At 70.3% G+C, this 24,882-nt stretch carries 24 protein-coding genes and 1 pseudogene; 12 read left to right on the top strand and 13 right to left on the bottom strand.

Annotated elements, in window-relative coordinates; genetic code table 11:
• Positions 1–1,930: ATP-binding cassette domain-containing protein (locus ACTHJJ_RS05765; protein WP_440301982.1), on the top strand; the 1,930-nt coding region annotated here is incomplete at its 5' end.
• 344 nt (positions 1,931–2,274) lie between these two features.
• Here ACTHJJ_RS05765 and ACTHJJ_RS05760 read toward each other — a convergent pair.
• The 3 genes from ACTHJJ_RS05760 to ACTHJJ_RS05750 form a co-directional block, all read right to left on the bottom strand.
• Positions 2,275–3,459, bottom strand: a complete 1,185-nt coding sequence (locus tag ACTHJJ_RS05760; protein ID WP_440301981.1) for a Fic family protein — start codon at positions 3,457–3,459, stop codon at positions 2,275–2,277.
• Positions 3,460–3,606: 147 nt separating this feature from the next.
• Positions 3,607–4,851 (bottom strand): APC family permease, encoded by a 1,245-nt coding sequence (locus ACTHJJ_RS05755; RefSeq protein WP_440301980.1) that lies wholly within the window; start codon positions 4,849–4,851, stop codon positions 3,607–3,609.
• 121 nt (positions 4,852–4,972) lie between these two features.
• Positions 4,973–5,557, bottom strand: coding sequence for a hemerythrin domain-containing protein (locus ACTHJJ_RS05750; RefSeq protein ID WP_440301979.1), 585 nt, complete (start codon positions 5,555–5,557; stop codon positions 4,973–4,975).
• A 93-nt stretch (positions 5,558–5,650) separates the two neighbouring features.
• Between ACTHJJ_RS05750 and ACTHJJ_RS05745 the strand changes: the two genes are divergently transcribed.
• The 5 genes from ACTHJJ_RS05745 (at position 5,651) to ACTHJJ_RS05725 (ending at position 8,079) form a co-directional block, all read left to right on the top strand.
• Positions 5,651–6,811, top strand: coding sequence for a methyltransferase domain-containing protein (locus ACTHJJ_RS05745; RefSeq protein ID WP_440301978.1), 1,161 nt, complete (start codon positions 5,651–5,653; stop codon positions 6,809–6,811).
• 68 nt (positions 6,812–6,879) lie between these two features.
• Positions 6,880–7,155 (top strand): ArsR/SmtB family transcription factor, encoded by a 276-nt coding sequence (locus tag ACTHJJ_RS05740; RefSeq protein WP_440301977.1) that lies wholly within the window; start codon positions 6,880–6,882, stop codon positions 7,153–7,155.
• The gene (locus ACTHJJ_RS05735) at positions 7,152–7,640 is read left to right on the top strand and encodes an SRPBCC family protein (protein WP_440301976.1); all 489 of its coding nucleotides are present in this window, start codon (positions 7,152–7,154) and stop codon (positions 7,638–7,640) included. The genes ACTHJJ_RS05740 and ACTHJJ_RS05735 overlap by 4 nt, the downstream gene beginning before the upstream one ends.
• Complete coding sequence (locus ACTHJJ_RS05730) at positions 7,637–7,786, top strand: hypothetical protein (protein ID WP_440301975.1); 150 nt, start codon at positions 7,637–7,639, stop codon at positions 7,784–7,786. Before ACTHJJ_RS05735 ends, ACTHJJ_RS05730 begins: the two co-directional genes overlap by 4 nt.
• Entirely contained in the window at positions 7,717–8,079 is a 363-nt protein-coding gene (locus ACTHJJ_RS05725) for an SRPBCC family protein (RefSeq protein ID WP_440301974.1), read from the top strand. The genes ACTHJJ_RS05730 and ACTHJJ_RS05725 overlap by 70 nt, the downstream gene beginning before the upstream one ends.
• Positions 8,080–8,185: 106 nt before the next feature.
• Here ACTHJJ_RS05725 and ACTHJJ_RS05720 read toward each other — a convergent pair whose 3' ends face one another.
• The 3 genes from ACTHJJ_RS05720 to ACTHJJ_RS05710 all read right to left on the bottom strand — a co-directional run bounded on the left by ACTHJJ_RS05720 (position 8,186) and on the right by ACTHJJ_RS05710 (position 11,644).
• Entirely contained in the window at positions 8,186–8,923 is a 738-nt protein-coding gene (locus ACTHJJ_RS05720; protein WP_440301973.1) for an AAA family ATPase, read from the bottom strand.
• Between the two features lie 311 nt (positions 8,924–9,234).
• Positions 9,235–10,128 (bottom strand): serine hydrolase, encoded by an 894-nt coding sequence (locus tag ACTHJJ_RS05715; protein ID WP_440301972.1) that lies wholly within the window; start codon positions 10,126–10,128, stop codon positions 9,235–9,237.
• A gap of 577 nt (positions 10,129–10,705) precedes the next feature.
• The gene (locus ACTHJJ_RS05710) at positions 10,706–11,644 is read right to left on the bottom strand and encodes a DMT family transporter (protein ID WP_440301971.1); all 939 of its coding nucleotides are present in this window, start codon (positions 11,642–11,644) and stop codon (positions 10,706–10,708) included.
• On the opposite strand from ACTHJJ_RS05710, the gene ACTHJJ_RS05705 reads away from it, so the two are divergent.
• From ACTHJJ_RS05705 to ACTHJJ_RS05695, 3 genes are all read left to right on the top strand, one after another.
• Entirely contained in the window at positions 11,643–13,046 is a 1,404-nt protein-coding gene (locus ACTHJJ_RS05705; protein WP_440301970.1) for a PLP-dependent aminotransferase family protein, read from the top strand. The two genes, ACTHJJ_RS05710 and ACTHJJ_RS05705, sit on opposite strands and share 2 nt — an antisense overlap.
• Before the next feature lie 72 nt (positions 13,047–13,118).
• A complete protein-coding gene (locus ACTHJJ_RS05700) occupies positions 13,119–14,300 on the top strand; it encodes a DUF2332 domain-containing protein (protein ID WP_440301969.1) in 1,182 nt (393 codons plus the stop codon).
• A 5-nt stretch (positions 14,301–14,305) separates the two neighbouring features.
• Positions 14,306–15,145 (top strand): aldo/keto reductase, encoded by an 840-nt coding sequence (locus ACTHJJ_RS05695; protein WP_440301968.1) that lies wholly within the window; start codon positions 14,306–14,308, stop codon positions 15,143–15,145.
• A gap of 11 nt (positions 15,146–15,156) precedes the next feature.
• On the opposite strand, the gene ACTHJJ_RS05690 is transcribed toward ACTHJJ_RS05695, so the two are convergent.
• Together ACTHJJ_RS05690 and ACTHJJ_RS05685 are read right to left on the bottom strand one after the other, a co-directional pair.
• Positions 15,157–15,777, bottom strand: a complete 621-nt coding sequence (locus ACTHJJ_RS05690) for an L-threonylcarbamoyladenylate synthase (RefSeq protein WP_440301967.1) — start codon at positions 15,775–15,777, stop codon at positions 15,157–15,159.
• Between the two features lie 99 nt (positions 15,778–15,876).
• Positions 15,877–16,260, bottom strand: coding sequence for a DUF2695 domain-containing protein (locus ACTHJJ_RS05685; protein ID WP_440301966.1), 384 nt, complete (start codon positions 16,258–16,260; stop codon positions 15,877–15,879).
• Between the two features lie 178 nt (positions 16,261–16,438).
• Between ACTHJJ_RS05685 and lhgO the strand changes: the two genes are divergently transcribed.
• Entirely contained in the window at positions 16,439–17,641 is a 1,203-nt protein-coding gene (gene lhgO / locus ACTHJJ_RS05680; protein WP_440301965.1) for an L-2-hydroxyglutarate oxidase, read from the top strand.
• A 119-nt stretch (positions 17,642–17,760) separates the two neighbouring features.
• On the opposite strand, the gene ACTHJJ_RS05675 is transcribed toward lhgO, so the two are convergent.
• Positions 17,761–18,378, bottom strand: a complete 618-nt coding sequence (locus tag ACTHJJ_RS05675; protein ID WP_440301964.1) for a CE1759 family FMN reductase — start codon at positions 18,376–18,378, stop codon at positions 17,761–17,763.
• Positions 18,375–19,544 (bottom strand): annotated as a pseudogene (locus tag ACTHJJ_RS05670) (LLM class flavin-dependent oxidoreductase). Before ACTHJJ_RS05670 ends, ACTHJJ_RS05675 begins: the two are co-directional and overlap by 4 nt.
• A gap of 154 nt (positions 19,545–19,698) precedes the next feature.
• Here ACTHJJ_RS05670 and ACTHJJ_RS05665 point away from each other — a divergent pair.
• The gene (locus tag ACTHJJ_RS05665) at positions 19,699–20,460 is read left to right on the top strand and encodes a TrmH family RNA methyltransferase (RefSeq protein ID WP_440301963.1); all 762 of its coding nucleotides are present in this window, start codon (positions 19,699–19,701) and stop codon (positions 20,458–20,460) included.
• Here ACTHJJ_RS05665 and ACTHJJ_RS05660 read toward each other — a convergent pair.
• Positions 20,450–21,313 (bottom strand): PhzF family phenazine biosynthesis protein, encoded by an 864-nt coding sequence (locus tag ACTHJJ_RS05660; protein WP_440301962.1) that lies wholly within the window; start codon positions 21,311–21,313, stop codon positions 20,450–20,452. The two genes, ACTHJJ_RS05665 and ACTHJJ_RS05660, sit on opposite strands and share 11 nt — an antisense overlap.
• A gap of 68 nt (positions 21,314–21,381) precedes the next feature.
• Between ACTHJJ_RS05660 and ACTHJJ_RS05655 the strand changes: the two genes are divergently transcribed.
• Positions 21,382–22,011, top strand: a complete 630-nt coding sequence (locus tag ACTHJJ_RS05655; RefSeq protein WP_440301961.1) for a histidine phosphatase family protein — start codon at positions 21,382–21,384, stop codon at positions 22,009–22,011.
• Between the two features lie 24 nt (positions 22,012–22,035).
• Here the strand turns inward: ACTHJJ_RS05655 and ACTHJJ_RS05650 are convergent, their stop codons facing one another.
• On the bottom strand, positions 22,036–23,523 hold the full coding sequence (locus tag ACTHJJ_RS05650; RefSeq protein WP_440301960.1) for a glutamate--cysteine ligase: 1,488 nt from the start codon (positions 23,521–23,523) through the stop codon (positions 22,036–22,038).
• Between the two features lie 70 nt (positions 23,524–23,593).
• A partial coding sequence (locus ACTHJJ_RS05645; RefSeq protein ID WP_440301959.1) for a glycine dehydrogenase occupies positions 23,594–24,882 on the bottom strand: 1,289 nt, incomplete at its 5' end.

Below are 24,882 nucleotides of genomic sequence, written 5' to 3'. Positions count from 1 at the left end.
CGTCGAGAAGGGCGGCCAGCAGGTCAGGGAGCGCCGCGAGTTCAGCATCACCGGTGGCATGTGCCCCCGCTGCGAGGGCCGCGGGACTGTGCAGGACTTCGACCTCACGGCGCTCTACGACGACAGCAAGTCCCTGAGCGGAGGTGCCCTCACCATCCCGGGCTACAGCATGGACGGCTGGTTCGGGCGTATCTTCAGCGGCTCCGGGTTCTTCGACATGGACAAGCCGATCCGCCAGTACACCAAGCGCGAGCTGCACAACCTGCTCTACAAGGAGCCGACGAAGATCAAGGTCGAGGGGATCAACCTCACGTACGAGGGCCTCATCCCGAAGATCCAGAAGTCGATGCTGTCGAAGGATCCCGAGGCGATGCAGCCGCACATCCGGGCCTTCGTCGAGCGGGCGGTCACGTTCACCATCTGCCCGGAGTGCGACGGCACCCGGCTCAACGCCGGAGCCCGGTCCTCGAAGATCGAGGGCATCAGCATCGCCGACGCGTGTGCGATGCAGATCAGCGACCTCGCCGCCTGGGTGCGTGGACTCGACGAGCCGTCCGTCGCGCCGCTGCTGACGTCGCTGGGGGAGACCCTGGACTCGTTCGTCGAGATCGGGCTCGGCTACCTCTCGCTCGACCGCCCCTCCGGCACGCTCTCCGGCGGAGAAGCCCAGCGCACCAAGATGATTCGCCACCTCGGGTCGTCACTGACCGACATCACCTACGTCTTCGACGAACCGACGATCGGCCTGCACCCGCACGACATCCAGCGGATGAACGGACTGCTGCTGCAGCTGCGCGACAAGGGCAACACCGTCCTGGTCGTGGAGCACAAGCCCGAGGCGATCGCCATCGCCGACCACGTCGTCGACCTCGGCCCGGGTGCCGGCTCGGCCGGGGGAGAGGTGGTCTACGAGGGGACGATCGACGGCCTCCGGGCCAGCGACACGCTGACCGGACGGCACCTCGACGACCGGGCCCGGCTCAAGGAGTCGGTCCGGACCGCCACCGGCGCCCTCGAGGTCCGCGGCGCCACGCTGCACAACCTGCAGGACGTCGACGTCGACATCCCGCTCGGCCAGCTGGTCGTCGTCACCGGTGTCGCCGGCTCGGGCAAGAGCTCGCTCATCGGCGGCTCGGTCACGGGGCGAGACGGCGTCGTGACGGTCGACCAGACCGGCATCAAGGGCTCTCGGCGTAGCAACCCCGCCACCTACACCGGCCTGCTCGACCCGGTCCGCAAGGCGTTCGCCAAGGCCAACGGCGTCAAGCCGGCCCTGTTCAGCCCCAACTCCGAGGGCGCCTGCCCGACGTGCAAGGGCGCCGGTGTCGTCTACACCGACCTCGCCATGATGGCGGGCGTCGCCACGATGTGCGAGGAGTGCGAGGGACGGCGCTTCCAGGCGTCGGTGCTCGACTACAAGCTCGGGGGCCGCGACATCAGCGAGGTCCTGGCGATGTCCGTCGACGAGGCGGCCGCGTTCTTCGCGGACGGTGAGGCAAAGACACCCGCGGCCCACAAGGTCCTGACCCACCTCGCCGACGTCGGTCTCGGCTACCTCACGCTCGGCCAGCCGCTCACGACGCTCTCCGGCGGCGAGCGGCAACGGCTCAAGCTCGCGACCCACCTGGGCGACAAGGGCGGTGTCTTCGTCCTCGACGAGCCGACGACCGGACTGCACCTCGCCGACGTCGAGCAGCTGCTCGCCCTGCTCGACCGGCTCGTCGACTCGGGCCGATCGGTCATCGTCATCGAGCACCACCAGGCGGTCATGGCGCACGCGGACTGGATCATCGACCTTGGTCCCGGAGCCGGCCACGACGGCGGTCGGATCGTCTTCCAGGGCACCCCGGCCGCGCTGGTCGCGGACCGCTCGACCCTCACCGGCCAGCACCTCGCCGCCTATGTCGGCGCCGTGTCGAGCGCCGAGTAGGGCCGGTCAGCTTCTGCGCCCGAGCGACGACGCGCCTGCGAGCAGCCGGGCCGTCGATGACTTGCCGGCACACGGTGGCCCGGTCAGCACGACGATCCCGTTACCGCCTGCTGCGGCCGGCTCACTCACGGCGCGGCCTGTCCCATATGCCCACACACCGACGTGGACCATGAATCGCGCCCCGTTTGCTGGTCCTGCATGGGCTCGCAGTGTACTCAAGGGGCCCTATGCGGAACGCCGATAATCGACATTATGTCAGAATGCGCCTGACGACCATCTGTCCCGGTCTCCCCCCTGGTGCACGTTGCCGCGGCTTTTCAAGCCCCCAACGGCACGGCTCCCCGTCACCCGACGCGCCGACCGATCGCTTCCGCATAGCTGTCGAGGGCGTCGAGCACCTCGGGCGAACGGTAGACGCGCCCCCGGCTGCGACCGGTTGAATCGACGAGCACAGCCGCTTCGCCCAAGCTCCGCAGCGCCGTCTGCGCCGTCGGTGCGGACACCTCACACGTGTCGATGACCAGGCGCGCGGTCACTACGGGTTGGCGCAGGAGCAGGTCGGCGACGCGCCGGACCGTGGCGTCCGAGCGGACGGTCAAACGGGCGTCCCACTCCTCGCGCACCTCTCGGAGTCGGCTGACCAGGTGCCGGCCCACGAGGACCCCGGCCCGTGCGGCCTCGGCCACGCTCCGCAGGATCGGCTCGACGTCACCCTCCCGGTATGCCGTCAGGGCCGCGAAGTACTCGTCCCGAGCTGCCAGCAGGCCTGCAGAGATGGGGACCGTGACATGCCGGGCCGCTCCCGTGTTGAGAAGGATCGCGTGCAAAAGGGCACGACCGATCCGTCCGTTCCCGTCGGTGAACGGGTGGATCGTCTCGAACTGCGCGTGTGCCAGGGCTGCCAACGCGAGCGGCGGCAGATCGTCCCGGTCCATGAACGAGACGAGGTCGGCGATCAGCCCGGGCACGTGCTCGGCGAGGGGTGGTACGAAGGCCGCACCCGACGGGTGGTGGGCCGTTCCCCCGATCCACACGGGTTGCGAGCGCCAGGCTCCGGCCTCGTGACCGAGGTCTTGGCGGAGCAATGCTGCGTGCATCGCGAGGATGGCGGCCTCGTCGAGCGCGCCTGCCAGGTCGATCGCGGCACGCATTGCCCGGACGTTGCCCAGGATGGCCGAGGCATTGGCCCGGTCCCCCTCCCCGATCTCCGCCTCCGCCAGTGCGCGAGCGGACGACGTCAGGTTCTCGATCTGCGAGCTCGCCGCGCTCTCGGAGCGAAGGAGCACGGACACGAAGGGCGCCACCTCTCCCCCGCCGCCGGCGTCGAAGACGGAGAGGCTGCGCTGCGCGTCGTCGAGGTCGCCGGCGACATCACCGGCGAGCGAGACGGGCACCTCGGCGATGTGGGGCACGTGGGCCACCGAGTAGGTGTCGGGGGTGGCCCGTCGCTGCCGGCGCGAGGCGGGCATGAGGCCCTCGAAGCGTGAGGTCCAGGCGACATTCTCGAAACGGACGCTCGGCCAGTCCATCCAAACCCCTTTGGTAAAGGATACGGCCCTATCCTTAACTAAAGGAGTGGGCCGGTCAAGCACAGAGGCGCGGATCTCCCCTAGACAGGGTGTGCGCGAGGCTCACCGAGGCGTAGCACGTGCGGATGGAGCGCTCGGCGAGTCGTCCTAGGATCGCCCCGCTCGGACCCAGTAGATGACTGCGCCGACGGCCAGAACAGTCCCGCCCGCAATCACCGACCCCAGGGGGAGCGAGAACGCCAGTGCCGCGCAGCCCAGCACTCCGACGACCGAGACAGCACGGGGCGGGCGTCCCTCGCCCTCCCCAAGTGTCCAGGCCGACGCGTTTGCGATTGCGTAGTAGGTCAGCACCGCGAACGACGAGAAGCCGATCGCACTCCTGAGGTCGGCGAAGGCCGCGAGCACGGCGACGACACACCCGACGAGCAGCTGCGCCCGGTGCGGCACACCGAAGCGCGGGTGCACCGCCGCCAGGGCGTGCGGCAGGTGCCGGTCGCGCGCCATCGCAAACGTCGTCCGCGACACCCCGAGGATGAGGGCGAGCAGGGACCCCAGGGCCGCCACCGCGGCGCCCACCCTCACGATCGGCACCAGCCAGTCGAGCCCCGCGGCCCGCGCCGCGTCCGACAGCGGCGCGACGGCACGGGCCAGGCCGTCCGCGCCGAGCACCGAGAGCACCGACACCGCGACGGCGGCGTAGACGAGCAGGGTGATCGCGAGGGCGGTGGGTATGGCACGCGGGATCGTCCGAGCCGGGTCGCGCACCTCCTCCCCCAGCGTGGCGATCCGCGCGTAGCCGGCGAACGCGAAGAAGAGGATGCCGGCCGCCTGCAACACCCCATGGGCCGCGAGTCCGCCTGTCAGCGAAAGGTTCTCCGCATGCTCGGCGCCTGAGGCCAGCAGCCCCACGACCATGGCGGCGAGCACCCCAAGGACGACGGCCACGATGAGCCGCGTCAGCCAGGCAGACTTCTGGACGCCGAGGTAGTTGACGACGGTCAGCGCGACGACGGCACCCACCGCAACCGCGTGGGCGTGCGGGGGCCAGACGTAGAGCCCCACGGTCAGCGCCATCGCCGCGCACGAGGCGGTCTTGCCGACGACGAACCCCCACCCGGCAAGGTAGCCCCAGAACTCCCCCAGCCGCTGGCGCCCGTAGACGTAAGTCCCCCCAGACGCCGGGTACAGGGCGGCGAGCCGCGCCGACGACGTCGCGTTGCAGTAGGCGACGACCGCTGCCACGCCGAGCGCGACGAGCAGCCCGGGGCCTGCCGCCTGCGCCGCCGGACCGAGCGCCGCGAAGATGCCCGCTCCGACCATCGACCCGAGCCCGATGACGACGGCGTCGCCGACACCGAGCCGCCGCTGCAGCTCGCCGGGTCCTGCGGTCACCCCCCGATCCTAAGAGCGAGAACAGGTGTGCCGCTCAGCCCGGCCACGCGCGAGAGGCGCCCCTGGCGCGGGCGGGGTGAGCGGCATACCGGCTCGTCGGTGCCGCGCTTGCGGAATGGGGTCAGTCGCCTCCGGAGCGTGTCAGCGCGTCCTTGGTCCGGTCGACGAGGGACGCGAACGGCCCGACCATCCACTGCGCGGTTGTCGAGCCCGCTGTGGACGGGTGCGGGTGCGTCGGCGCGATCTTCTCGGCCATCTTGATCCGCTTGCCCATGTCCTGGCGCTTGTCGGCGTCGCAGCCCGTCAGGATCGCCGGGAACTCCTGCTTCACCTCCTGCTCCGCGTGCATCGAGACCGAGGTCTCGAAGCTCGCGAGGAGGCTGTCGAACTCGACCGACCCGCAGTCCATGTCCTCGAGCTGGGCAAGGACCTTGTTGGCCTCCTTCTCCTCGGTGTTCCGGGCGTCCGCGACGCCCTCGCCGGCCACGTCCTTCGAGACGGGCCGCAGCACCATCTCCTCGGCCGTCTCGTGCACCGCAAGCAACGCCCGCAGCTCGTCGAACGCCTGTTGCTTGTGCTCCCCGGTGGCCGACTTGACGTCGGCGAAAAGCTCGCGAATGCGGGCATGCTGCTCGAGCAGCACCCGGATGACGTCGCCCTCGGGCAGCTGTGCGGCCTTGGCGCGGTCTTCGGTGGCATCGCCCATGATCGATCCTCCTCGCTCGGTGAGTCTCGTGCCAGCTGCGCGTACCCGGCCCCGGAGGGCCGTAACTGGCTCGGGCGCCTACCCTTGACCGCGATGCAGTGCGCCTACTTCGACTCCGCCCGGTGCCGCTCGTGCACCCTCATGGGCGAGCCGTATGCCGCTCAGCTCCGTGCCAAGCAGGACCGGTGCGCCCGAGCCCTGGCCGGCTCCGTCGCGTCGACCGCGTGGCTGCCGCCCGTCGCGAGCGCCGAGGCCCACTTCCGCAACAAGGCGAAGCTCGTCGTCGGCGGGCGGCCCGGAGCCGTGACGATCGGGATCCTGGACGCGACCGGCGGCGGCGTCGACCTGCGTGAGTGCGGCCTGTACGAGGCGGGCCTCGGCGAGATGCTGCCGCTCCGCGCCGACTTCGTCGACGACGTGCGCCTCGAGCCGTATGACGTCGCAAGCCGGCGTGGCGAGATCAAGCACCTCATCGTCACCCACTCCCCCGACGACGAGCTCATGGTCCGGTTCGTCGCACGGTCCCGGAAACACGAGACGCTGCTCCGCAAGCACCTGCCCGCGCTCCAGCGCGAGATCCCTTCCGTGGCAGTGGTCTCGATGAACATCCAGCCGGAGCACAAGGCGGTCCTCGAGGGCGACCTCGAGCTTGTCCTCACGGACCGGGAGCTGCTGCCGATGGACGTGGGCGGCGTGACGCTGCAGCTCCGGCCGAACAGCTTCTTCCAGACCAACACGGCCGTGGCGGCCGCGCTCTACCGGCAGGCGCGCGACTGGCTCGGGGCGGTGTCGCCGCGGAGCGTGTGGGACCTCTACTGCGGAGTGGGTGGCTTCGCGCTGCACTGTGCGACCGCCGGCTCGCCGCCACCCGACGAGGTGCTCGGCGTGGAGCTCGCGCCAGACGGCATCGAGAGCGCCCGGGTGGCCGCCGCCTCCCTCGCGGCCTTGGGGCAGGTCACCGGGAACCTCCGTTTCGAGGTCGGTGACGCGACCACCCTCGTGCACCGTGGCCTGGAGGTGCCCGACGCCGTCGTGGTGAACCCGCCCCGCCGCGGCATCGGTACCGACCTGGCCGGCTGGCTCGACAGCTCGCCGGTCCGCCACGTCGTCTACTCGAGCTGCAACGTCGACTCCCTCGCCCGGGACCTGGCGGCGATGCCGCGCCTCAGACCGGTCGGCGCCCGGCTGTTCGACATGTTCCCGCAGACGACGCACCACGAGGTCATGGTCCTGCTCCAGCGGTGGAGTGCTTGACCCCGACCGTTCATCGGTCGTAACTTACATTCGTTATGACTTATGCAGATGACGCAGCATGGACCACGTTGGCCGACCGGAACCGGCGCTCGATTCTGACCGAACTGGCAGAGGGCGAGCGCACTGTGGGCGAGCTGACCCAGCTGCTGCCCATCACGCAGCCCGCGGTGTCCCAGCACCTGAAGGTGCTCAAGAATGTCGGCCTGGTCGACGACCGGGCGGAGGGAACCAGGCGGATCTACCGACTCAATGAGGCCGGAATTTCCGCGCTGCGCGATCAGCTCGACACCTTCTGGAGGCGGACGATGTCCGGCTTCGAGGACCTCATGAAGGAGGAGGAATGACCGAGGCTACTGAGACGCCGGTGGTGCGGCACCAGGTGGTGGTGCCGGGACCTCCGGAGCGCGCGTTCGCAGCATTCACCGAGCGGTTCGACGCCATCAAACCCCGCGAGCACAACCTGCTCGGCTCTCCCATCGTCGCGACGACCTTCGAGCCGCGGGTGGGCGGCCACATCATCGACCGGGGCACGGACGGCAGCGAGTGCCGGTGGGCGCGGGTGCTGGTCTTCGATCCGCCGGAACGGGTGGTGTTCAGCTGGGACATCTCACCGACCTGGCAACTGGAGGCCGACCCTGACAATGCCAGCGAGGTCGAGGTGAGGTTCGTCGCCGAGGGCCCGGACCGCACCCGCGTCGAGCTCGAGCACCGGCACCTCGACCGTCACGGTCCCGGCTGGCCGCAGTTGCGCTCCGGGGTCGACGACGAGCGGGGCTGGCCGCTGTACCTCGCCCGCTACGCCAGGGTCATGGAGGAGGAAGCCGCATGACCACCGTGAGCCTCGAGGTGGACCGGCCGCCGGCCGAGGTCTTCCAGTACGCGACCGACCCGGCGAAGTTCCACGAGTGGCAGCAGGGTGTGGTGAGCGGGCACTCGAAAGCAACGGCACACCCGCACTCGGCGACCGGTGCCTGACGGTGCGCCGCATCGGCGGCGCGGAACGGCCGTCCACCTCAGAACTCGTCCGGTTCGACCCGCCACACGCCTGGTCGGTGCGTGGCATCGACGGGCCCGTGCGTGCCTGGGTAGACGTCACCGTGGAGGCGCTCTCGGAGTCCCGGTCTCGACTGTCCATCGGCGTCGAGTTCGAGGGACACGGCATCGGGCGGGTGCTGGTGCCTCTGATCGTGCGCCGACAGGCGCGCGCCGAGATGCCCGCGAACCTCGCCCGGCTCAAGCAACAGGTCGAAGCCCGCTCCGTCACCTGACTCCCGTCGATGCACATCTACAGCAATGGCGGTCCGGGCCCCTGACCTGCCACTCTGCACGCCGACGTCTGCCTCACTCGGTCAGGGGTGAGCGAGGGCACAGCCGCTAGTACCGCAGGTGGCGCAGATAGCGCTCCGGTGCCTCGAGGAAACGGCGGTGGTGCTCCACGACGTCGAGATCCTCCCAGGCCCGGTCATGCACACCCTCCGAGTCGAACTCAAGGATCCTGGCGCCCGGGAGGCTGGCGACGACGGGCGAGTGCGTCGCGATGAGCACCTGCACGCCGGGCTGTGACACCAGCTGGATGAGGGCCCCCACGAGGGCGAGCTGGGCAGTGAACGAGAGCCCGGCCTCGGGCTCGTCCAAAACGAAGAGCCCCTCGCCCGTGAAGCGGTTGCTGTTGAGGATCGCGATGAACGACTCCCCGTGGCTCAGTTCATGGAAGGCCGTCTCGCCCCGCGCCGGCGGGTTCTTCTCCAGGTAGGTGAAGAGCCCGTGCATGGTCTCAGCCCTCAGGAAGTAGCCCCAGCGCGAGGCGCCGAACCCCCGCACCAGCGAGATCGACTCGGACAGAGACGATTCAGTCGGCCTCGTGGAGTGTTCCGCACCCGTCGACCCACCTTCCGAGGAGAGTCCGTATGCCATCGCAACCGCTTCGACGAACGTGGACTTCCCGGTCCCGTTTTCGCCGACGACGACGGTGGCCCGGGCCAGGTCAAGACCGCGCTCGAGGATCTGCGCGATCGGTGCCAGCGTCGCGGGCCATTGCTCCGCCGTCAGTGTCGCGTCCCTCGACTGCACGACCCGGCGGACCGGCAGCGGCGCATTCCAGTCGTCCCCCACGTTTCGACTCTACGAGACGGCAGTGGTGCGACCCACGAGAACGATGGGGCGATCCGAAAGCCCCGGAAGGTGCCCAAGGTGGTGACTCCACGGACTGGTCTCCCTCTCGCCCTGGCCCTGACACGGGGCCTTTGCCGCCCCTCATCAGCGTGAAGCCTTCACCGGACCTGCCGCGCCGGGCCGCTATGACTCACTGGCGCGGGCCTGCTTCTGGTGGCTGCACACGGCACCTTGGCAGAGCGAGCAAGGTGGTCTGTCATTTCAAGGAGTCTCCCCGATGCACGGCGGGCGAAGGCCCGACCGTGCCTTCGTCAGCGAAGCTGCTGCACCAGCTGCCTGGCGACCGAGCCGATCGCTGTGTCGATCTGCGCCGGAGGGACGGTGCTGGTGAATGGGCGGCGTGTGAAAACGGCGACAGCGTATGCCGCGCCGTCCCGGTCCGTGACGACGCCAACCTCGTTGCGGACAACGCCCATCAGTCCACCACTCTTCGCCGCGACCGCGAAGCCAGGACCGAAGCCCGAGGCGATCCGGTGGCGTGTGAGCTGCTGGCCCATCAGTCCCCGCAACCGCGCACAGACAGGAGGGGGGCCAGCTCTGTCGGTCCAGAGAGCCTGTAGGAGTCGCACCATGTCGGCAGGGGTCGTCCGCGACCCTTGGCGCGGATCGAGCGCCGACGACGCCGCGACCGCTCGACGGACATCGTCCTCGCTCGGTGGCCCGTCGGCGGCTGGGTCGTGTCTCACGAGGTGGGCGTAGTCGCTGAAGCCAGCCTCGATCGCCACCGCGTCGATCATGTGCTTCAGGTTGCTCGTCACGAGCGTGTCGGCCAGACCGAGACGCTCTGTCGTGGCGTTGACGGTCTCGAGGCCGACGAGATCGAACAGGGCGTCAGTGGCGACGTTGTCACTGATCGTCATCATCAAGACGACCAGGTCGCGCACGCTCATCCGGACGGGGTCCTCGAACAGCGAGATGCCGACCGGTCCCGGCGTACGCTTGGCGGCGTCCAGCGAGATCACGGCCGACCCGTCGAGTCGCCCGTGATGGATCTCGGTCAGGACGGCCAGCGCGACCAGGACCTTCATCACCGAGGCCGGCGTGACGAGATCGTGGCGGGCCACGCCGATGTACTCCTCGCCGTGAACGCGAGCCGCACAGCACGCGACCTGCACCTCCGGCCAAGGCCACGCGCTCAGGCTCATGTCTCCACCCTCCGCCACAGACCGCCCGACAAGCCGCTCCCTCGGCGTACCCGTGTTACTCATCCAGCAACGGCGCTGCCGACATGACCGCCGTGCCGGCACAGACATCTGCCGGCTGCCGGTTCGTGAGTTGGCAGATCTGCGCGGTGATCACGTTGGCGGGGGCCACTTGTTTGCGCTGCCGGTCCTTGCGAACCGCGGCCCGCCGATTCTCAGCGGCTCGCTGAGCCGTTGCCATTCGGCTGCTGCTGACCATTGCAAGTCCCTCCCCAGGTACCGCCTTGACGTCTAGCCGAAGAATAGGCGTCGGGTCGATCGACCGCATTGGCGTCCCCCCGCGCCAACACCGACCGCCGTTGCCTCGGGAAGTGCGATAGCCCGGCCAGCACGAGGGCGCCGATGAGCGCCCCGATCCCGTTCGCGAGAAGATCACGGGGAGCACACACCCGGTCCGCCATCAACCGCTTGGCACAGCTAGACGAACAGCAGGCGAGTTGCACCTCAGGCCAGGGCAAGGGCCTCCGGCTCATGTCGCTACCCCCGCACGACAAGGTCGCCCTGCATGCTTCCCTCGGGCTTAGCGCGTGCCGCTCCCGCCGAGGCGCGCCCGGACGGCGAAGCGAGCGCAGGCGATGACGACCACTCCACCGAGGATCGTGGGCCACGTCACCTGCTCGCGCAGGAGCAACGCCGCCCACAGGATGCTGAGGACCGGCTGCACCAGCTGCACCTGACTGACCTGGGCCATCGGCCCGATGGCCAGGCCGCGGTACCAGGCGAAGAACCCCAGGTACATCGATACGACGCACAGGTAGGCGAACGCGAGCCACTGCATCGGCGTCCCCGTTGGGGCCTCCTCGACGACGGAGACAACGGTCAGGCCGATCATCAGCGGGGCCGAGAGCACCAGGGCCCAGGACACGGTCTGCCAGGCCCCGAGCTCGCGCGCCAGCAGCCCGCCCTCGGCGTATCCGATGGCGGCCGCGAGCACGGCCCCGATCAGCAGCGCGTCCGACCAGTGCCAGCCGCCCAGGCCGCCGTTCTGCAGCGCAGCGAACGCAACCACCGCGGCGGCTCCGAGTGCGGCGAACACCCAGAATGCGCGCGACACCCGCTCGTTGCCGCGCAGGACCGCCATCACGGCAGTCGCCGCCGGCAGCAGGCCGATGACCACCGCCCCATGGCTGGCCGGCGCCGACCTCAACGCGTACGAGGTGAGCAGCGGGAACCCGGCCACCACACCACCGGCCACGACCGCCAACCGCACGCAGTGACGCCTCGTGGGCCAGGTCTGCCGGGTCACCGCCAAGGCGACGGCGGCCAAGACCGCCGCCACGACGGCGCGGCCGGACCCGATGAACAGCGGCGACAAGCCGTCATGGGTCGCGACCCGGGTGAACGGCACCGTGAACGAGAAGGCCATGATCCCCACCAGCCCCCATCCCAGACCGGCCCGCGCCGGAGGTTGTGATAGCGGGTGCACCGATGGTTCGATAGCGCTACTCTGCTGAGTCATGGACCACGATAGCGCGGGGCGTATCGTCGAGGCGCTTCGTTCATGGCTGGAGACGGCTCCAGCTGGGGCGCGACTGCCGTCGACCCGCACCCTGGTGGCGCAGTACGGGGCCAGCCCGGTCACCGTCCAGAAGGCGATGCGGCAGCTGGCCGCGCAGGGGCTCGTGGAAAGCCGCCCAGGCGTGGGCACCTTCGTCCGATCGGTGCGCACCGCACAACCAGCTGACTTCGGCTGGCAGACGGCCGCGCTCGGCACGCCACGTTCCCGAGGCGGCACTCTCTCCTCGACACAGCGCGCCTCGGTCCCCGACGCCATCCAGCTGCACTCCGGCTACCCAGCCCGCGAGTTGCTGCCGGAACGACTGGTGCGCGCCGCCATCGCCCGCACCGCCCGCACCGACGCCGCGCTGACCCGCTCACCCGCCGGCGGCATGCCCGAGCTGCAGGCGTGGTTCGCCAGCCAAGTCGCCACCCAGCCCGGCCACACTGCACCCTCCCCGCGAGACGCCCTCATCATCGCCGGCAGCCAGAGCGGACTCAGCTCCATCTTCCGCACCCTGGTCGGTCCCGGGCAGCCCCTGGTCGTCGAGTCACCCACCTACTGGGGCGCCATCCTCGCGGCCGAACAGGCCGGCGTCGTCCTCGTCCCTGTGCCGAGCGGCTCGACCGGACCCGACCCCGAAGAGGTGGAACGCGCATTCGTCCTCACCGGAGCGCGAGCGTTCTATGCCCAACCGAACTTCGCCAACCCGACTGGGGCGCAGTGGTCCCCCGACATCGGGATGGCCGTCCTGGACATCGTCCGCGCCAGAAACGCCTTCCTCATCGAGGACGACTGGGCCCACGACCTGGGCATCGACGCCGACCCCAGCCCCCTCATCGGCCATGACCACGACGGGCACGTCATCTACCTGCGCTCGCTCACCAAGAGCGTCTCCCCGGCCCTACGCGTCGCCGCCGTCATCGCGCGGGGCCCGGCACGGGACCGCATCCTGGCCGACCGCGCCGCGGAGACAATGTACGTCAGCGGCCTGCTGCAAGCAGCCGCACTCGACGTCGTCAGCCAACCCGGATGGAGCACCCACCTGCGGACCATGCGCCACCAGCTCAAGACGCGTCGCGACCTGCTCACCCAAAGCCTTCGTGACGGCGCGCCAGAGGTGCACGTACACCAGCTGCCCCGAGGTGGGCTCAACCTCTGGGCTCGGCTGCCGGACGGGACCGACGTCCACCACCTGGTGCGCGAATGCGAGTCCCGCGGCCTGATCATCGCCCCGGGCACCGAATGGTTCCCCGCCGAACCCTCGGGCCCCTACATCCGGCTCAACTACTCCGCCGAAGACCCAGCCCGCTTCCCCGACGTCGGACACATCCTCACCGAGGCCATGAGTGACACGCGCTGACGCACGGACGACTCTGTCGCCTCAACGGAAGGAAGCTCTTCGAGCGCGGGTGAGCCACCTAGTCTTGCTTGGGTGACGAGCCCGCCGCCCGACGCCACCGAGGCCCCTGACACGATCGAGGCGAGTGACCTGCGGGAGGCGCAGGCGCACTTCGCCCGCTTCGCCGAGGGCCGCCGGCACCTGACCCTGTACGGGGCGCTCTGCAGGGGGCTCGCCGAGGATCCCGAGACGGCGTCGCTCCTCCTCGCTGCGCAGCCCGGGCAGGCCCGGCCCGTGCTCTTCCTCGCCGCCCTTCACGACCTCGTGCTGCGCGACCCCAGTGTGCCCGCGGCTCGCTGGTACTCCAGCGTGGTCGGGCGCGAGGCCGTCCCGACCGGAGATCCGTGGCCCGACGCGCGGGCGACGATCCTCGGCCACGCCGACGAGCTGCGACAGACGATCGCGACGCGCCGTACCCAGACGAACGAGGTGAACCGGGCCGTGTACATCGTCACGGCGTTCGCGCTCGCCGCACGAGATGTTCCCTCGACACCGACCGTCCTCGTCGAGCTCGGGGCGAGCGCGGGCCTGCTCCTTCAGGCCGACCGCTATCGGGTCGAGCTGCACCGGCGCGGGATGAAGCTCGTCGTCGGCGACCCGGACTCGCCTGTCACCTGCGAGGGCCAGGACCGCTCTCCCGCCCCGCTCCCCGCCCTCGCGCTGCCGCCCGTCGCCGGGCGAGTCGGCCTGGACGTCGCGCCCATCGACACAGACGACGAGGACGCCGTGCGGTGGCTCGAGGCATGCCTGTGGCCCGACGGCCCCGGGCGGATCGAGCGGTTCCGATCGGCCATCGAGCTGCTGCGCCGCGACCCTCCCCCGCTGCTGGCGGGCGACATGGTCGACGACCTCGGGCCTACGATCGAGTCCGCGCTGGCCCAGGCACGAGCCCTCCCTCGAGGGGAGATCCACCTCATCGTCTTCAGCTCGTGGGCGCTGACCTATGTGAGGCGATCACGCCGCGGTGAGGTCGCCCAGGTACTCGCCAGGTTGGCGTCCGACCTGCCGGCCATCAGCTGGGTGACGGCCGAGCCCAGCGGCTGCGTTCCCGGGCTGCCGGCGCTCGACGGAACGCCGGTCGAGCCGGACCCGACCGTCCTCGGCGCCCGCCGGTGGCGCGGTGGTCACGAGCTGACTGCCGAGTCCTACGGCACCTGCGACTCGCACGGTGAGTGGATCCGGTTGAGCGGCACCGGGCTGAGCGGCATACCGTGAAGCCCGTGACCACGCTGCCCACCCTCGAGCTCAACGACGCCACCCGCCTGCCCGTCCTCGGCTTCGGCACCTACCCCCTCAAGGGGAACAAGGCAGTCGATGCCATCGTGTCAGCGCTCGACCTCGGCTACCGCCTGCTCGACACCGCCGTCAACTACGGCAACGAGCGCGAGGTCGGCGAGGCGGTGCAGCGCAGTGCGGTGCCCCGCGACGAGATCCTCGTCGAGACGAAGATCCCCGGGCGGCACCACGCCTACGAGCTGGCGCTCGGTTCGCTCAGAGACTCCGCTCAGCTGCTCGGTCTCGAGCAGATCGACATCGCCCTGATCCACTGGCCCAACCCCAGCCGCGGCCTCTACGTCGAGGCGTGGCGGGCGCTCGTCCAGGCGCAGCAGGACGGGCTCGTGCGGACCATCGGCGTCAGCAACTTCACCGAGGAGCACCTCGCGAACGTCATCGACGCCACCGGCGTCGTCCCGGCCGTGAACCAGATCGAGCTGCACCCGTGGTTCCCTCAGGAGCAGATGCGGCAGGTGCACAACCGACTCGGCATCCGGACCGAGGCATGGAGCCCACTGGGCAAGCGGAACGCGCCGTTCGGGGAGCCTGCCGTGGCGGACGCGGCCCGTGCCCACGAGGTGACGCCGGCACAGGTGATCCTCCGGTGGCACCTGCAGCTCGGGTCGGTCCCGTTGCCGAAGTCGGCCAGCCCGGAGCGGCAAGGAGCCAACCTCGACCTTCTCGGCTTCGAGCTCACCGACGCCGAGATGGCCGCGATCACTGCCCTGGGGCACGCGGATGGGCGGCTCTTCGACGGGGACCCCGACACCCACGAAGAGATGTGAGGCCTGGCCGGTCATTCGAAGGGGTCAGGGTCGCCGGCGCCCACCCGGACGACCTCGGGGACGCCGTCGCTGAAGTCGACGACCGTCGTCGGCTCGACGCCGCACTCGCCAGAGTCGATGACAGCGTCGACGCTGTGGTCGAGCTCCTCCTTGATGGTCCAGCCGTCTGTCAGCGGGTCGTCCATGTCGGGCAGGAGAAGCGTGCTCGAGAGGATCGGCTCGCCCATCTCCTCCAGCAGAGCCCGGACCACGGGGTGCTCGGGAATCCGGACCCCGACGGTCTTCTTCTTCGGGTGGAGCAGCCGCTTGGGGACCTCGCGGGTGGCCGGAAGGATGAAGGTGTAGGGCCCGGGGGTGGCCGCCTTGACCGCGCGGAACACCGCGTTGTCGAGGTGGACGAACTGCCCGAGCTGGGCGAAGTCCGCGCAGACCAGCGTGAAGTGGTGCTTGTCGTCGAGATGTCGGATGCGGGTGATGCGCTCCTTGCCCTCCCGGTTGTCGAGCGAGCAGCCGAGCGCGAAGCACGAGTCGGTGGGATAGGCGATGAGGCCGCCCTCCCGGAGGATCTGGACGGCCTGCCGGATCGCACGCGGCTGCGGGTCGACGGGATGGACATCGAAATACCTCGCCATGGGCACACCCTGTCATGGCCGCCCGGGGACGCCGGTCACCGTCTCGGGTCACGAATGTCAGGCAGCGTGACGCGAAGCACCCGGATCGGACCCGAGCGGTCACATGGCCAGCTCGTCGGCCGACACCCAGTGCCGGCACGGCTGGGCCGAGTTCGGCCGCACGCCCACGCACGGTGGCGCCTCGGCCGGGGGCAACAGCCGGCCGTCGGCCGTCCACTCCCACAGCCCAGGGCTGAGGCGCCATACGACGTCGGTGAGGGTGCAGTCGCACAGGGCGCCCTGAGCGGCGAGCCGGCGGGTCAGCGCCGACGCCCGCTTGGCACGGTGCATCCGGAACTGCTCGACCCAGCCGAGCCCGCCCGAGCACCCCTGGCTTCCCACCATCCGCCCGACGAAGCACGGTAGGCACTCCCCGGGGAACGGGAGCACCTCGTCAAGCGAACGGAGGGGGCGGCCCGTCAGCAGGTGGATGACGTTGGACATTGCGCACTCCCTTCTGTCCCGACCACTGTGCTCCAGCCCGGCGACCGCGGCAGCAGGGCCGACCACCGGTTGTGGACGAGCCGTGCCCGGCCCTTCGGGTGTGGACAACAGCCGCGAGTGACGCCGGTCTGATAGCCGTCCGGCCCCCACAGCCTCGGAGACGGGCTACCGTGAGCGCGTGGGGGCGGAGCGTGTCGTCGTTGTCGGCGCCGGGATCGTCGGCGCCGCGATCGCCCGAGCCCTCGCCATGGGCCGGAGGGACACGATGGTCACGGTGCTCGAGAAGGAGCCCGAGCCGGGCCTGCACCAGACCTCCCGCAACAGTGGTGTGGTCCACGCAGGCCTGTACTACCAGCCCGGCTCCGACAAGGCCCGCCTCTCCCGCGAGGGCGTTCGCCGGCTGCGCGACTACTGCCGGGTCAGGGGCCTGCCGTACGAGGAGGTCGGCAAGGTCCTCGTCGCGCTCGACGCCGGTGACGAGAGCCGCCTCGCCCGGATCCACGAGCGGGCCCTCGCCAACGGGGTGCCGGGTGTGCGGTGGCTCGACGCCTCGCAGCTCTCCGAGATCGAGCCGCACGTACAGGGTCGGGCCGGGCTGCACTCCCCCACCACGGCCATCGTCGACTTCGGCCGGATCGCCGCGGCCTTCCTCGAGGACGCGTGCAACCACGGCGCGCAGCTGCGGACCGGGTTCGAGGTCGAGGCGATCTCGACCGGCCCCCCGACCCGGGTGACCTCGTCGGGCGGTGACGTGGTCGAGGCCGACCGGCTCGTCATCGCGGCGGGGCTGCACACCGACCGCCTGGCGAGCTTGGCGGGCGACTCGCAGTTCCCGCGGATCGTCCCCTTCCGGGGGGAGTTCCACCAGCTCGTGCCGAGCGCCCGGCACCTCGTGAAGGGCCTGATCTATCCCGTACCGGACCCGCGCTACCCCTTCCTGGGGGTCCACCTCACCAAGCGCGTCGACGGCAACGTCCTGCTCGGCCCCAACGCCGTGCTCGCCCTGTCGCGCGAGGGATACCTGCGCCACGACCTCGAGGGTCGCGAGCTGCGAGAGCTGCTGTCGTTCAAGGGGTTCCGCACCTTCGCCAAGGCGAACGCGGCGACTGGGGTCCGCGAGATGTGGGGTTCGCTCAACCGTCGGGCGTTCATTGCGGCGGCCCGGCGCTACGTCCCCGAGATCACCCCCTCGGACGTGGTCCGCGCTCCGGCCGGGGTGCGGGCCCAGGCCATGGATGCGGACGGCACGCTGGTGGACGACTTCCGGTTCAGTCGCGTCGGCAACGTCTTCTCGGTGCGCAATGCGCCTTCACCGGCGGCCACCGCGTCGCTCGCCATCGCGGATCTCGTCATCGACCAGCTCGAGCTCGGCCCCAGCTGACCGACCCCCACAGACACGAACGGACCGCTGGTGGTCGAGCCGGTCGGTATACCGACCAGTCCGACCACGAGCGGTCCGTTCGCAGAGGCAGTAGAGGCAGAAGGGATGTCGGCAGTGGGTCAGGCGACGCCGGTCACGTCGGCGAGGAGCGCCTCGAACGGTGTCACCTGGTCGAACGGGTCGACCTGCGTAGGGGCGGGCGCCCCGGTCAGGAGCCGGGCGAAGGCAGCCCCCGCACGCTCGATCCGCTGGCCGAGGTGGCCCGCCTCGGTGCTCCCCCAGTCCTCCGACGCGGCGAACACCGCGACCGGGGAGACGAGGGCGCCGAGGTAGGCGAAGAGCGGCCGCAGGCCGTGGTCGATCGCCAGTGAGTGCCGGGCGGTCCCACCGGTTGCGCCGAGCAGGACGGGCTTGTCGCGGAGGGAGTCCTTGGGCAGCACGTCGATCAGCATCTTGAACAGCCCGCTGTATGACGCGGTGTAGATCGGCGTCGCCACGATGAGGGCGTCCGCCGCGACGATCGCGTCGAGCCGCTCCTGCAGCGCCGGGGAGGCGAAGCCGGTCAGCACGTTGTTCGTGACGTCGTGAGCGATGTCGCGCACGTCGATCACGTCGACGGCCGCGGCCCCGGGCCCGCCGAGCGCGGCGACGGTCGTCTCGGCGAGCCGATCCGCGAGCAGGCGTGTCGAGGACGGCTCGGTGATGCCGGCCGTGATGACGGCGATGCGGGTGGTCATCGGACGTTCTCCTTCGTGGTCGAATCCGCCGGCTCCGGCGAGGCGCCGGTCACGTCGTCGGCGGCTGCATAGACGGTGGCGTCGTGACCGCCACCCGCGGCGGCGACGAGCGAGGCGTGCGTGGGTGCGTCGGGCACGTGGGCCGGCTTGAGCGCGGCGAACTCCTTGCGCAGCACCGGGACGACCTCTTCGCCGAGGATGTCGAGCTGCTCGAGGACGGTCTTGAGCGGGAGCCCCGCGTGGTCCAAGAGCCAGAGCTGGCGCTGGTAGTCGCCGACGTAGTCGCGGTAGCCGAGGGTCGCCTCGATGACCTGCTGGGGGCTGCCCACGAGGAGCGGCGTCTGGCGCATGAACTCCTCGAGCGAGGGGCCGTGGCCGTAGACCGGCGCGTTGTCGAAGTACGGCCGGAACTCGCGGATCGCGTCCTGGCTGTTGCTGCGCATGAAGACCTGCCCGCCGAGGCCGACGATGGCCTGGTCGGCGCTGCCGTGTCCGTAGTGCTCGAACCGGCGCCGGTAGAGCGCGACCATCTGCTTGGTGTGGCTCGCCGGCCAGAAGATGTGGTTCGAGAAGAAGCCGTCGCCGTAGTACGCGGCCTGCTCGGCGATCTCCGGGCTGCGGATCGAGCCGTGTCAGACGAACGGTGGCACGCCGTCGAGCGGGCGCGGGGTCGAGGTGAAGCCCTGCAGCGGGGTGCGGAAACGGCCCTGCCAGTCGACGTTGTCCTCCCGCCACAGCCGGTGCAGCAGCGCGTAGTTCTCGATCGCGAGCGGGATGCCCTCACGGATGTCCTTGCCGAACCACGGATAGACCGGGCCCGTGTTGCCGCGGCCCATCATCAGGTCGACCCGGCCGTCGGCCAGGTGCTGCAGGTACGCGTAGTCCTCGGCGAGCCGCACGGGGTCGTTCGTCGTGATGAGCGTCGTCGACGTTGTCAGGATGATCCGCTCCGTCACGGCCGCCAGGTTGGCGAGCAGCACGGTCGGGTTCGCCGGCGCGACGAACGGCGGGTTGTGATGCTCGCCCGTGGCGAAGACGTCGAGGCCAACCTCCTCGGCCTTCTTCGCGATCGCGACGGTCGCCTTGATCCGCTCCTGCTCGGTGGGGGTGCGGCCCGTCGTGGGGTCGGTCGTGACGTCGCCCACCGTGAAGATCCCGAATTGCATGTCGTGTCCCAGTCCCTAGTTTGTTGACGATTCAACTTACCAAACGCAGTCCCCTCCCCGCGCATTCCCCTCCCGACAGGTCACGTATGCCTCACGTATGCCGCCCAGCCGGATGGGTGGCATACGTCTCCTCGGGCTGTGCCATCCTGACGCCGTGAGCGCCGACATCTCCCCCAAGGACCGCTTCATCACGGTCTACGGACGCAACCCCGTGCACGAAGTCCTCCTCGACGACGAACTGACCGTCGACAAGGTCGTCATCGCCGACGGCGCCCGCGGTGGCGCGGTCCGCGACATCGAGCAGGCTGCGGGCCGGCGTGGTGTGCCGGTGCAGCGAGCGTCTGTGGAACGGGTGAAGAAGCTGGCCGGCAACGGCCGCCAGGACCAGGGCGTCTTCGCCGACGTCGTCGCGCCCCGGATGCGGCCACTGGACCGGGCCGTCGCGGACGGTGGCCTCGCCACGGTGCTCGTCCTCGACGGGATCACGACCCCCGCGAACGTCGGGATGATCATCCGCTCGGCCACCGCGGCCGGGGTCGACGGCATCGTCGTGCCGAGGCGCGGTGTCGCGTCCCTCGACCCGCTCGTCGTCAAGGCGTCGGCCGGGGTCGCCTTCCGGGCACCGATCCTCAAGGCGTTCACCGCGGCGGAGGCGGTGGGCCTGTTGCGTGAGGCAGGGTTCCACGTCGTCGGCCTCGATGCCGCGGGGCAGGCGGACCTGTTCAGGGCCGAGCTGCCCAGCCGCGTCGCCTTCGTGCTGGGTAGCGAGACAGCCGGCCATGGCGAGGAGGTCCGCTCGCTCGTCGACCAGTGGGTCTCGATCCCGATGTCGGGCGGCGTCGAGTCGCTCAACGTCGCGGCCGCGGCCGCGGTCGTGTGCTTCGAGCTCGTGCGGCGCTCCCGGGTCAACCCCTGAGGGTGCCGCCGCCGACCTCCTCGACCCGGCCTGCGACGAAGATCGTTCCGGCACCGTCGACGGTCAAGTGCAGCCGGGAGGGACGACCGACGGCGGCTCCCTGGATGACCGTGACGGCGAGGTCGCGACGGCCGCGGGACACCAGCCAGCCGCCCAGGTTCGCGCACGCCGAGCCGGTCGCCGGGTCCTCGTCCACCCAGCTGCCGCTCACCGCGAAGAGGCGCACCTCGACAGAATCGTCGCCGGTCCAGGCCCAGACGTAGACCTGCGGAGAGCCCGTCTCGGACGTCGCGTAGCGCTCGAGGAGCGGGACGTCGGGGACGGCGGCGCGCACCGCGTTGACGTCGGTGACGCGTACGAGGAGCTGCTCGACGCCCGTCGTGACCCACTGGGCATCCCCCTCACAGACCTTCTCCGGATCCAGTCCGAGGGCGGCCGCGAGCTCAGCCGGGCTGGCGTCCGCGTCTCGAACCCGCGGTGCCTGTGCTTGCAGCCGCCACCCGTCAGGCGTGCGGGCCACCGGGAAGTCGCCGGCCGGCAGCCTCAGGGTGACCGCGTCGGGTCGCGCTCCCCCATCCGCGAGCAGGTCGGCCAGTACGTGGGCCGTGCCGAGAGTGGGGTGACCGGCGAAAGGCATCTCGTAGCCGGGGGTGAAGATCCGCACCTGCCCGGCGGCCTCGTCGCCGTCGAGTGCCGTGACGAACGTCGTCTCGCTGAGGTTGAACTGCCGTGCCCAGGCGAGCATCTCGTCGTCGCCGAGCCCAGCGGCATCCTCGAAGACGCACAGCGGGTTGCCCGAGAAGGGCTGCCCCTCGATGGCGAAGACGTTGAGCAGGCGGTAGCGCAGGTCCATGTCGGCAGTCTGCCGCACGAGCCCTCGAGCGCCACCGCCCGGTCTCGTGGCGGGTCTAGATTGGGCGCATGCCCCAGCCCGACGGTGTCGTCCCCGGCAACCTCTACCTGTTCCGGCACGGCGAGACCGAGTGGTCGCTGACGGGTCAGCACACCGGCACCACGGACCTGCCCCTCCTTCCCGAGGGTGAGCAGGCCGCCCGCGAGCTCGCCGAGATCCTCCGGGGACACCAGTTCGAGGAGGTCCTCGTCTCGCCCCTCCAGCGGGCCAAGCGGACGGCCGAGCTCGCCGGGCTCGGTGACTTCCAGGTCGAGCCACTGCTGCGCGAGTGGGACTACGGCGCCTACGAGGGGATCACGACCGCGGACATCAGTGCCGAGCTGGGCCACCGATGGGAGCTGTTCGAGGACGGGGTCGTCCCGGGAGCAACGCCCGGGGAGACGCTCGACGAGGTCGCCGACCGGTGCGAGCAGGTCATCGACAAGGCCTGGCCGGCTCTGGAACGCGGCGATGTGGCGCTCTTCGGGCACGGACATGCCCTCCGGGTGCTCGCGGCGACCTACCTGCAGGTCGACCCGCATTTCGGGGCCCAGCTCGTCATGGACGCCGGCTCGATGAGCGTGCTCACCCATCATCGCGAGACCCGGTGCATCGGGGCCTTCAACATCTCCCCCTGGCGGCTCTTCCGACAGCGGTGAGGGCACGCCCCTGCCCAGCGCCACCTACGCCCGGGGGAGGTCCCAGGTGTGGACCGGCTCGTTGGCGTTCATCCCCTCGATGTAGGCGCGCAGCATCTCGCGCAGCGCGTCGTCCCGGGTCAGGCCGCGGGCCTCGAGCCGAGCCACGCACTCGGCCTGCCAGGACGCGCCGTTGACGCCCTGGACACACCGTTGCTCGATGATGCCGAGGAAGCGATCCCGGACCGCCTGCGAGACGCCCCACCGGCTCAGCCCCTCGTGTGCCATCGGAAGCAGGCGACGGAGTACGAGCTCGGTCGCGGGGACAGCACCGAGCCGGGGCCAGTAGGTCCGGGCGTCGATGCCGAGCCGGGCCCCCTCCTCGAAGTTCTCCTCTGCCGCCGAGAAGCTCATCTGGGTCCACACCGGGCGGTCCTCCTCGGCGAGCACCCGCACCGTCCCGTAGTAGAAAGCGGCGTTGGCCATCACGTCTGCAATGCTCGGGCCGGCCGGCAGCGTCCGGTTCTCGACACGGAGGTGTGGCCGTCCCCCGACGATGTCGTAGATCGGCCGGTTCCACCGGTAGACCGTGCCGTTGTGCAGGCGCAGCTCCTTCAGCGCCGGCACCTGCCCCCGCTCGAAGACCGCCTCGGGCTCCTCCTCGGAGAGCTCTGGCAGCAGGGCGGGGAAGTAGCGGACGTTTTCCTCGAACAGGTCGAAGATCGACGTGATCCACCGCTCCCCGAACCAGACTCGGGGGCGGACGCCCTGAGCCTTGAGCTCGACGGAGCGCGTGTCGGTCGCCTGGGTGAAGAGCGGGATACGGGTCTCAGCCCAGAGCCGCTGGCCGAGGAAGAACGGCGAGTTGGCCCCGAGGGCGAGCTGCGGGCCGGCGATGATCTGGGCGGCGTTCCAGTGGTCGGCGAACCGCTCGGGCTGGACCTGCAAGTGCAGCTGGATCGAGGTGCAGGCCGACTCCGGTGCGAGCGAGTCGGAGTAGCGCGCAATCCGCTCGCCCGTCGGCCCCTCCATCTCGAGCCAGACGTCCTCGCCCCGCGCCTCGAGCACCGCGTTGTTGAGGGCCGAGTAGCGGATGTTCTCGCTGATCCAGTCACCGGCGAAGTGGTCGGGCATGACCGTGGGCAGGATGCCGATCGCGACGATGCCGACGCCAAGCTCGGCCGCGCGCTCCGCCGCCTGGTTGAGCGAACCGCGCAGGTGTGACTCGAGCTCGAGCGCGGAGTCACCCGGCAGCGGCCGGGGCGGCACGTTGAGCTCGATGTTGTAGCGCGCCAGCTCGGTCTGGTAATCGGGGTCGGCGATCTGCTCGAGGACCTTCTTGTTGTCGAGCTTCGGGCCGAGGTCGTCGGAGACGAGGTTCAGCTCGATCTCGAGACCGGTCATGGGTCGGTCGAACTCGAAATGGCTGTGGCTCAGCATCCGTTCGAACACGTCGAGGTCGCGGCGCACCTTCTCCCTGTAGCGCTGCCGCTGCTCCCGTGTGTACCTGGCCTGCTCGACGTCGGTGCCCACGCCCCGAGACAATCACAAAGCGCGGCCCGGCGCGACAACTACGCCGCGGCGGGGCGCCAAACGGCCTCGATCAGTCCTCGAACGCCTCCGGGGCAGGGCAGGAGCAGATGAGGTTGCGGTCACCGTAGGCCTGGTCGATCCGGCCCACCGGCGGCCAGTACTTGTCGCCCGGCACGACTCCGGCGGGGAAGACGGCGGCGGCCCGGTCGTAGCCGTGGTCCCACTCCCCCGCGAGGTCACGGGCGGTGTGCGGTGCATGGCGCAGCACGCTGTCGGCTGCCGGAACCTCGCCACGGCCGACCGCGGCGATCTCCTCGCGGATCGCGATCATCGCGTCACAGAACCGGTCGAGCTCGTGCAGGTCCTCCGACTCGGTCGGCTCCACCATGAGTGTGCCCGCCACCGGGAAGGACATCGTCGGCGAGTGGAAGCCGTAGTCGATGAGGCGCTTCGCGACATCGTCGACACTGACGCCGGTCTCGGCCGTCAGCCCCCGCAGGTCGAGGATGCACTCATGGGCGACGAGCCCGTCATCACCCGAGTAGAGCACCGGGTAGTGGTCGCGCAGTCGAGCCGCGATGTAGTTGGCGGACAGCACCGCGACCTGGGTCGCGTGCCGCAGACCGGCGCCGCCCATGAGCCGGATATAGGCCCACGAGATGGGCAGGATGAGCGCCGAGCCGTATGGCGCCGCCGACACCGGGCCGACACCGGTCTTCGGCCCTGCCTCGGGGGCGAGCGGGTGGTTCGGCAGGTGCGCCGCGAGGTGCTCGCGGACAGCGACCGGCCCGACGCCCGGGCCGCCGCCACCGTGGGGGATGCAGAAGGTCTTGTGCAGGTTCAGGTGCGAGACGTCCGCGCCGAACTCGCCCGGCTCGGCGAGCCCCACGAGCGCGTTGAGGTTCGCGCCGTCCACGTAGACCTGGCCGCCGGCCTCGTGGACGAGCCGGCACAGCTCGCTGATGGTGTCCTCGTACACCCCGTGCGTGGAGGGGTAGGTCACCATGATCGCCGCGAGCTCGTCGCGGTTCGCCTCGATCTTGGCGCGGAGATCGTCCATGTCGACGCTGCCGTCCGGGGCCGTCTTCACGACGACGACCTTGAGGCCGGCCATCACGGCCGAGGCGGCGTTGGTGCCGTGCGCGCTGGCCGGGATGAGGCAGACCCGGCGGTGCCCCTCGCCGCGGGCCTGGTGGTAGGCGTGGATCGCGAGGAGCCCGGCGAACTCACCCTGGGAGCCGGCATTCGGCTGGAGGGAGACGGCGTCATACCCGGTGATCTCGCAGAGCCAGTCGGCGAGCTGCCCGATGAGCGCGCGGATGCCCTCGGTCTGGTCCGCCGGGGCGAAGGGGTGCAGGT

This window comes from Intrasporangium sp. (assembly GCF_051961875.1).
GTDB lineage: Bacteria > Actinomycetota > Actinomycetes > Actinomycetales > Dermatophilaceae > Intrasporangium_A.
This window is presented reverse-complemented; position numbering and strand designations above follow the sequence as displayed.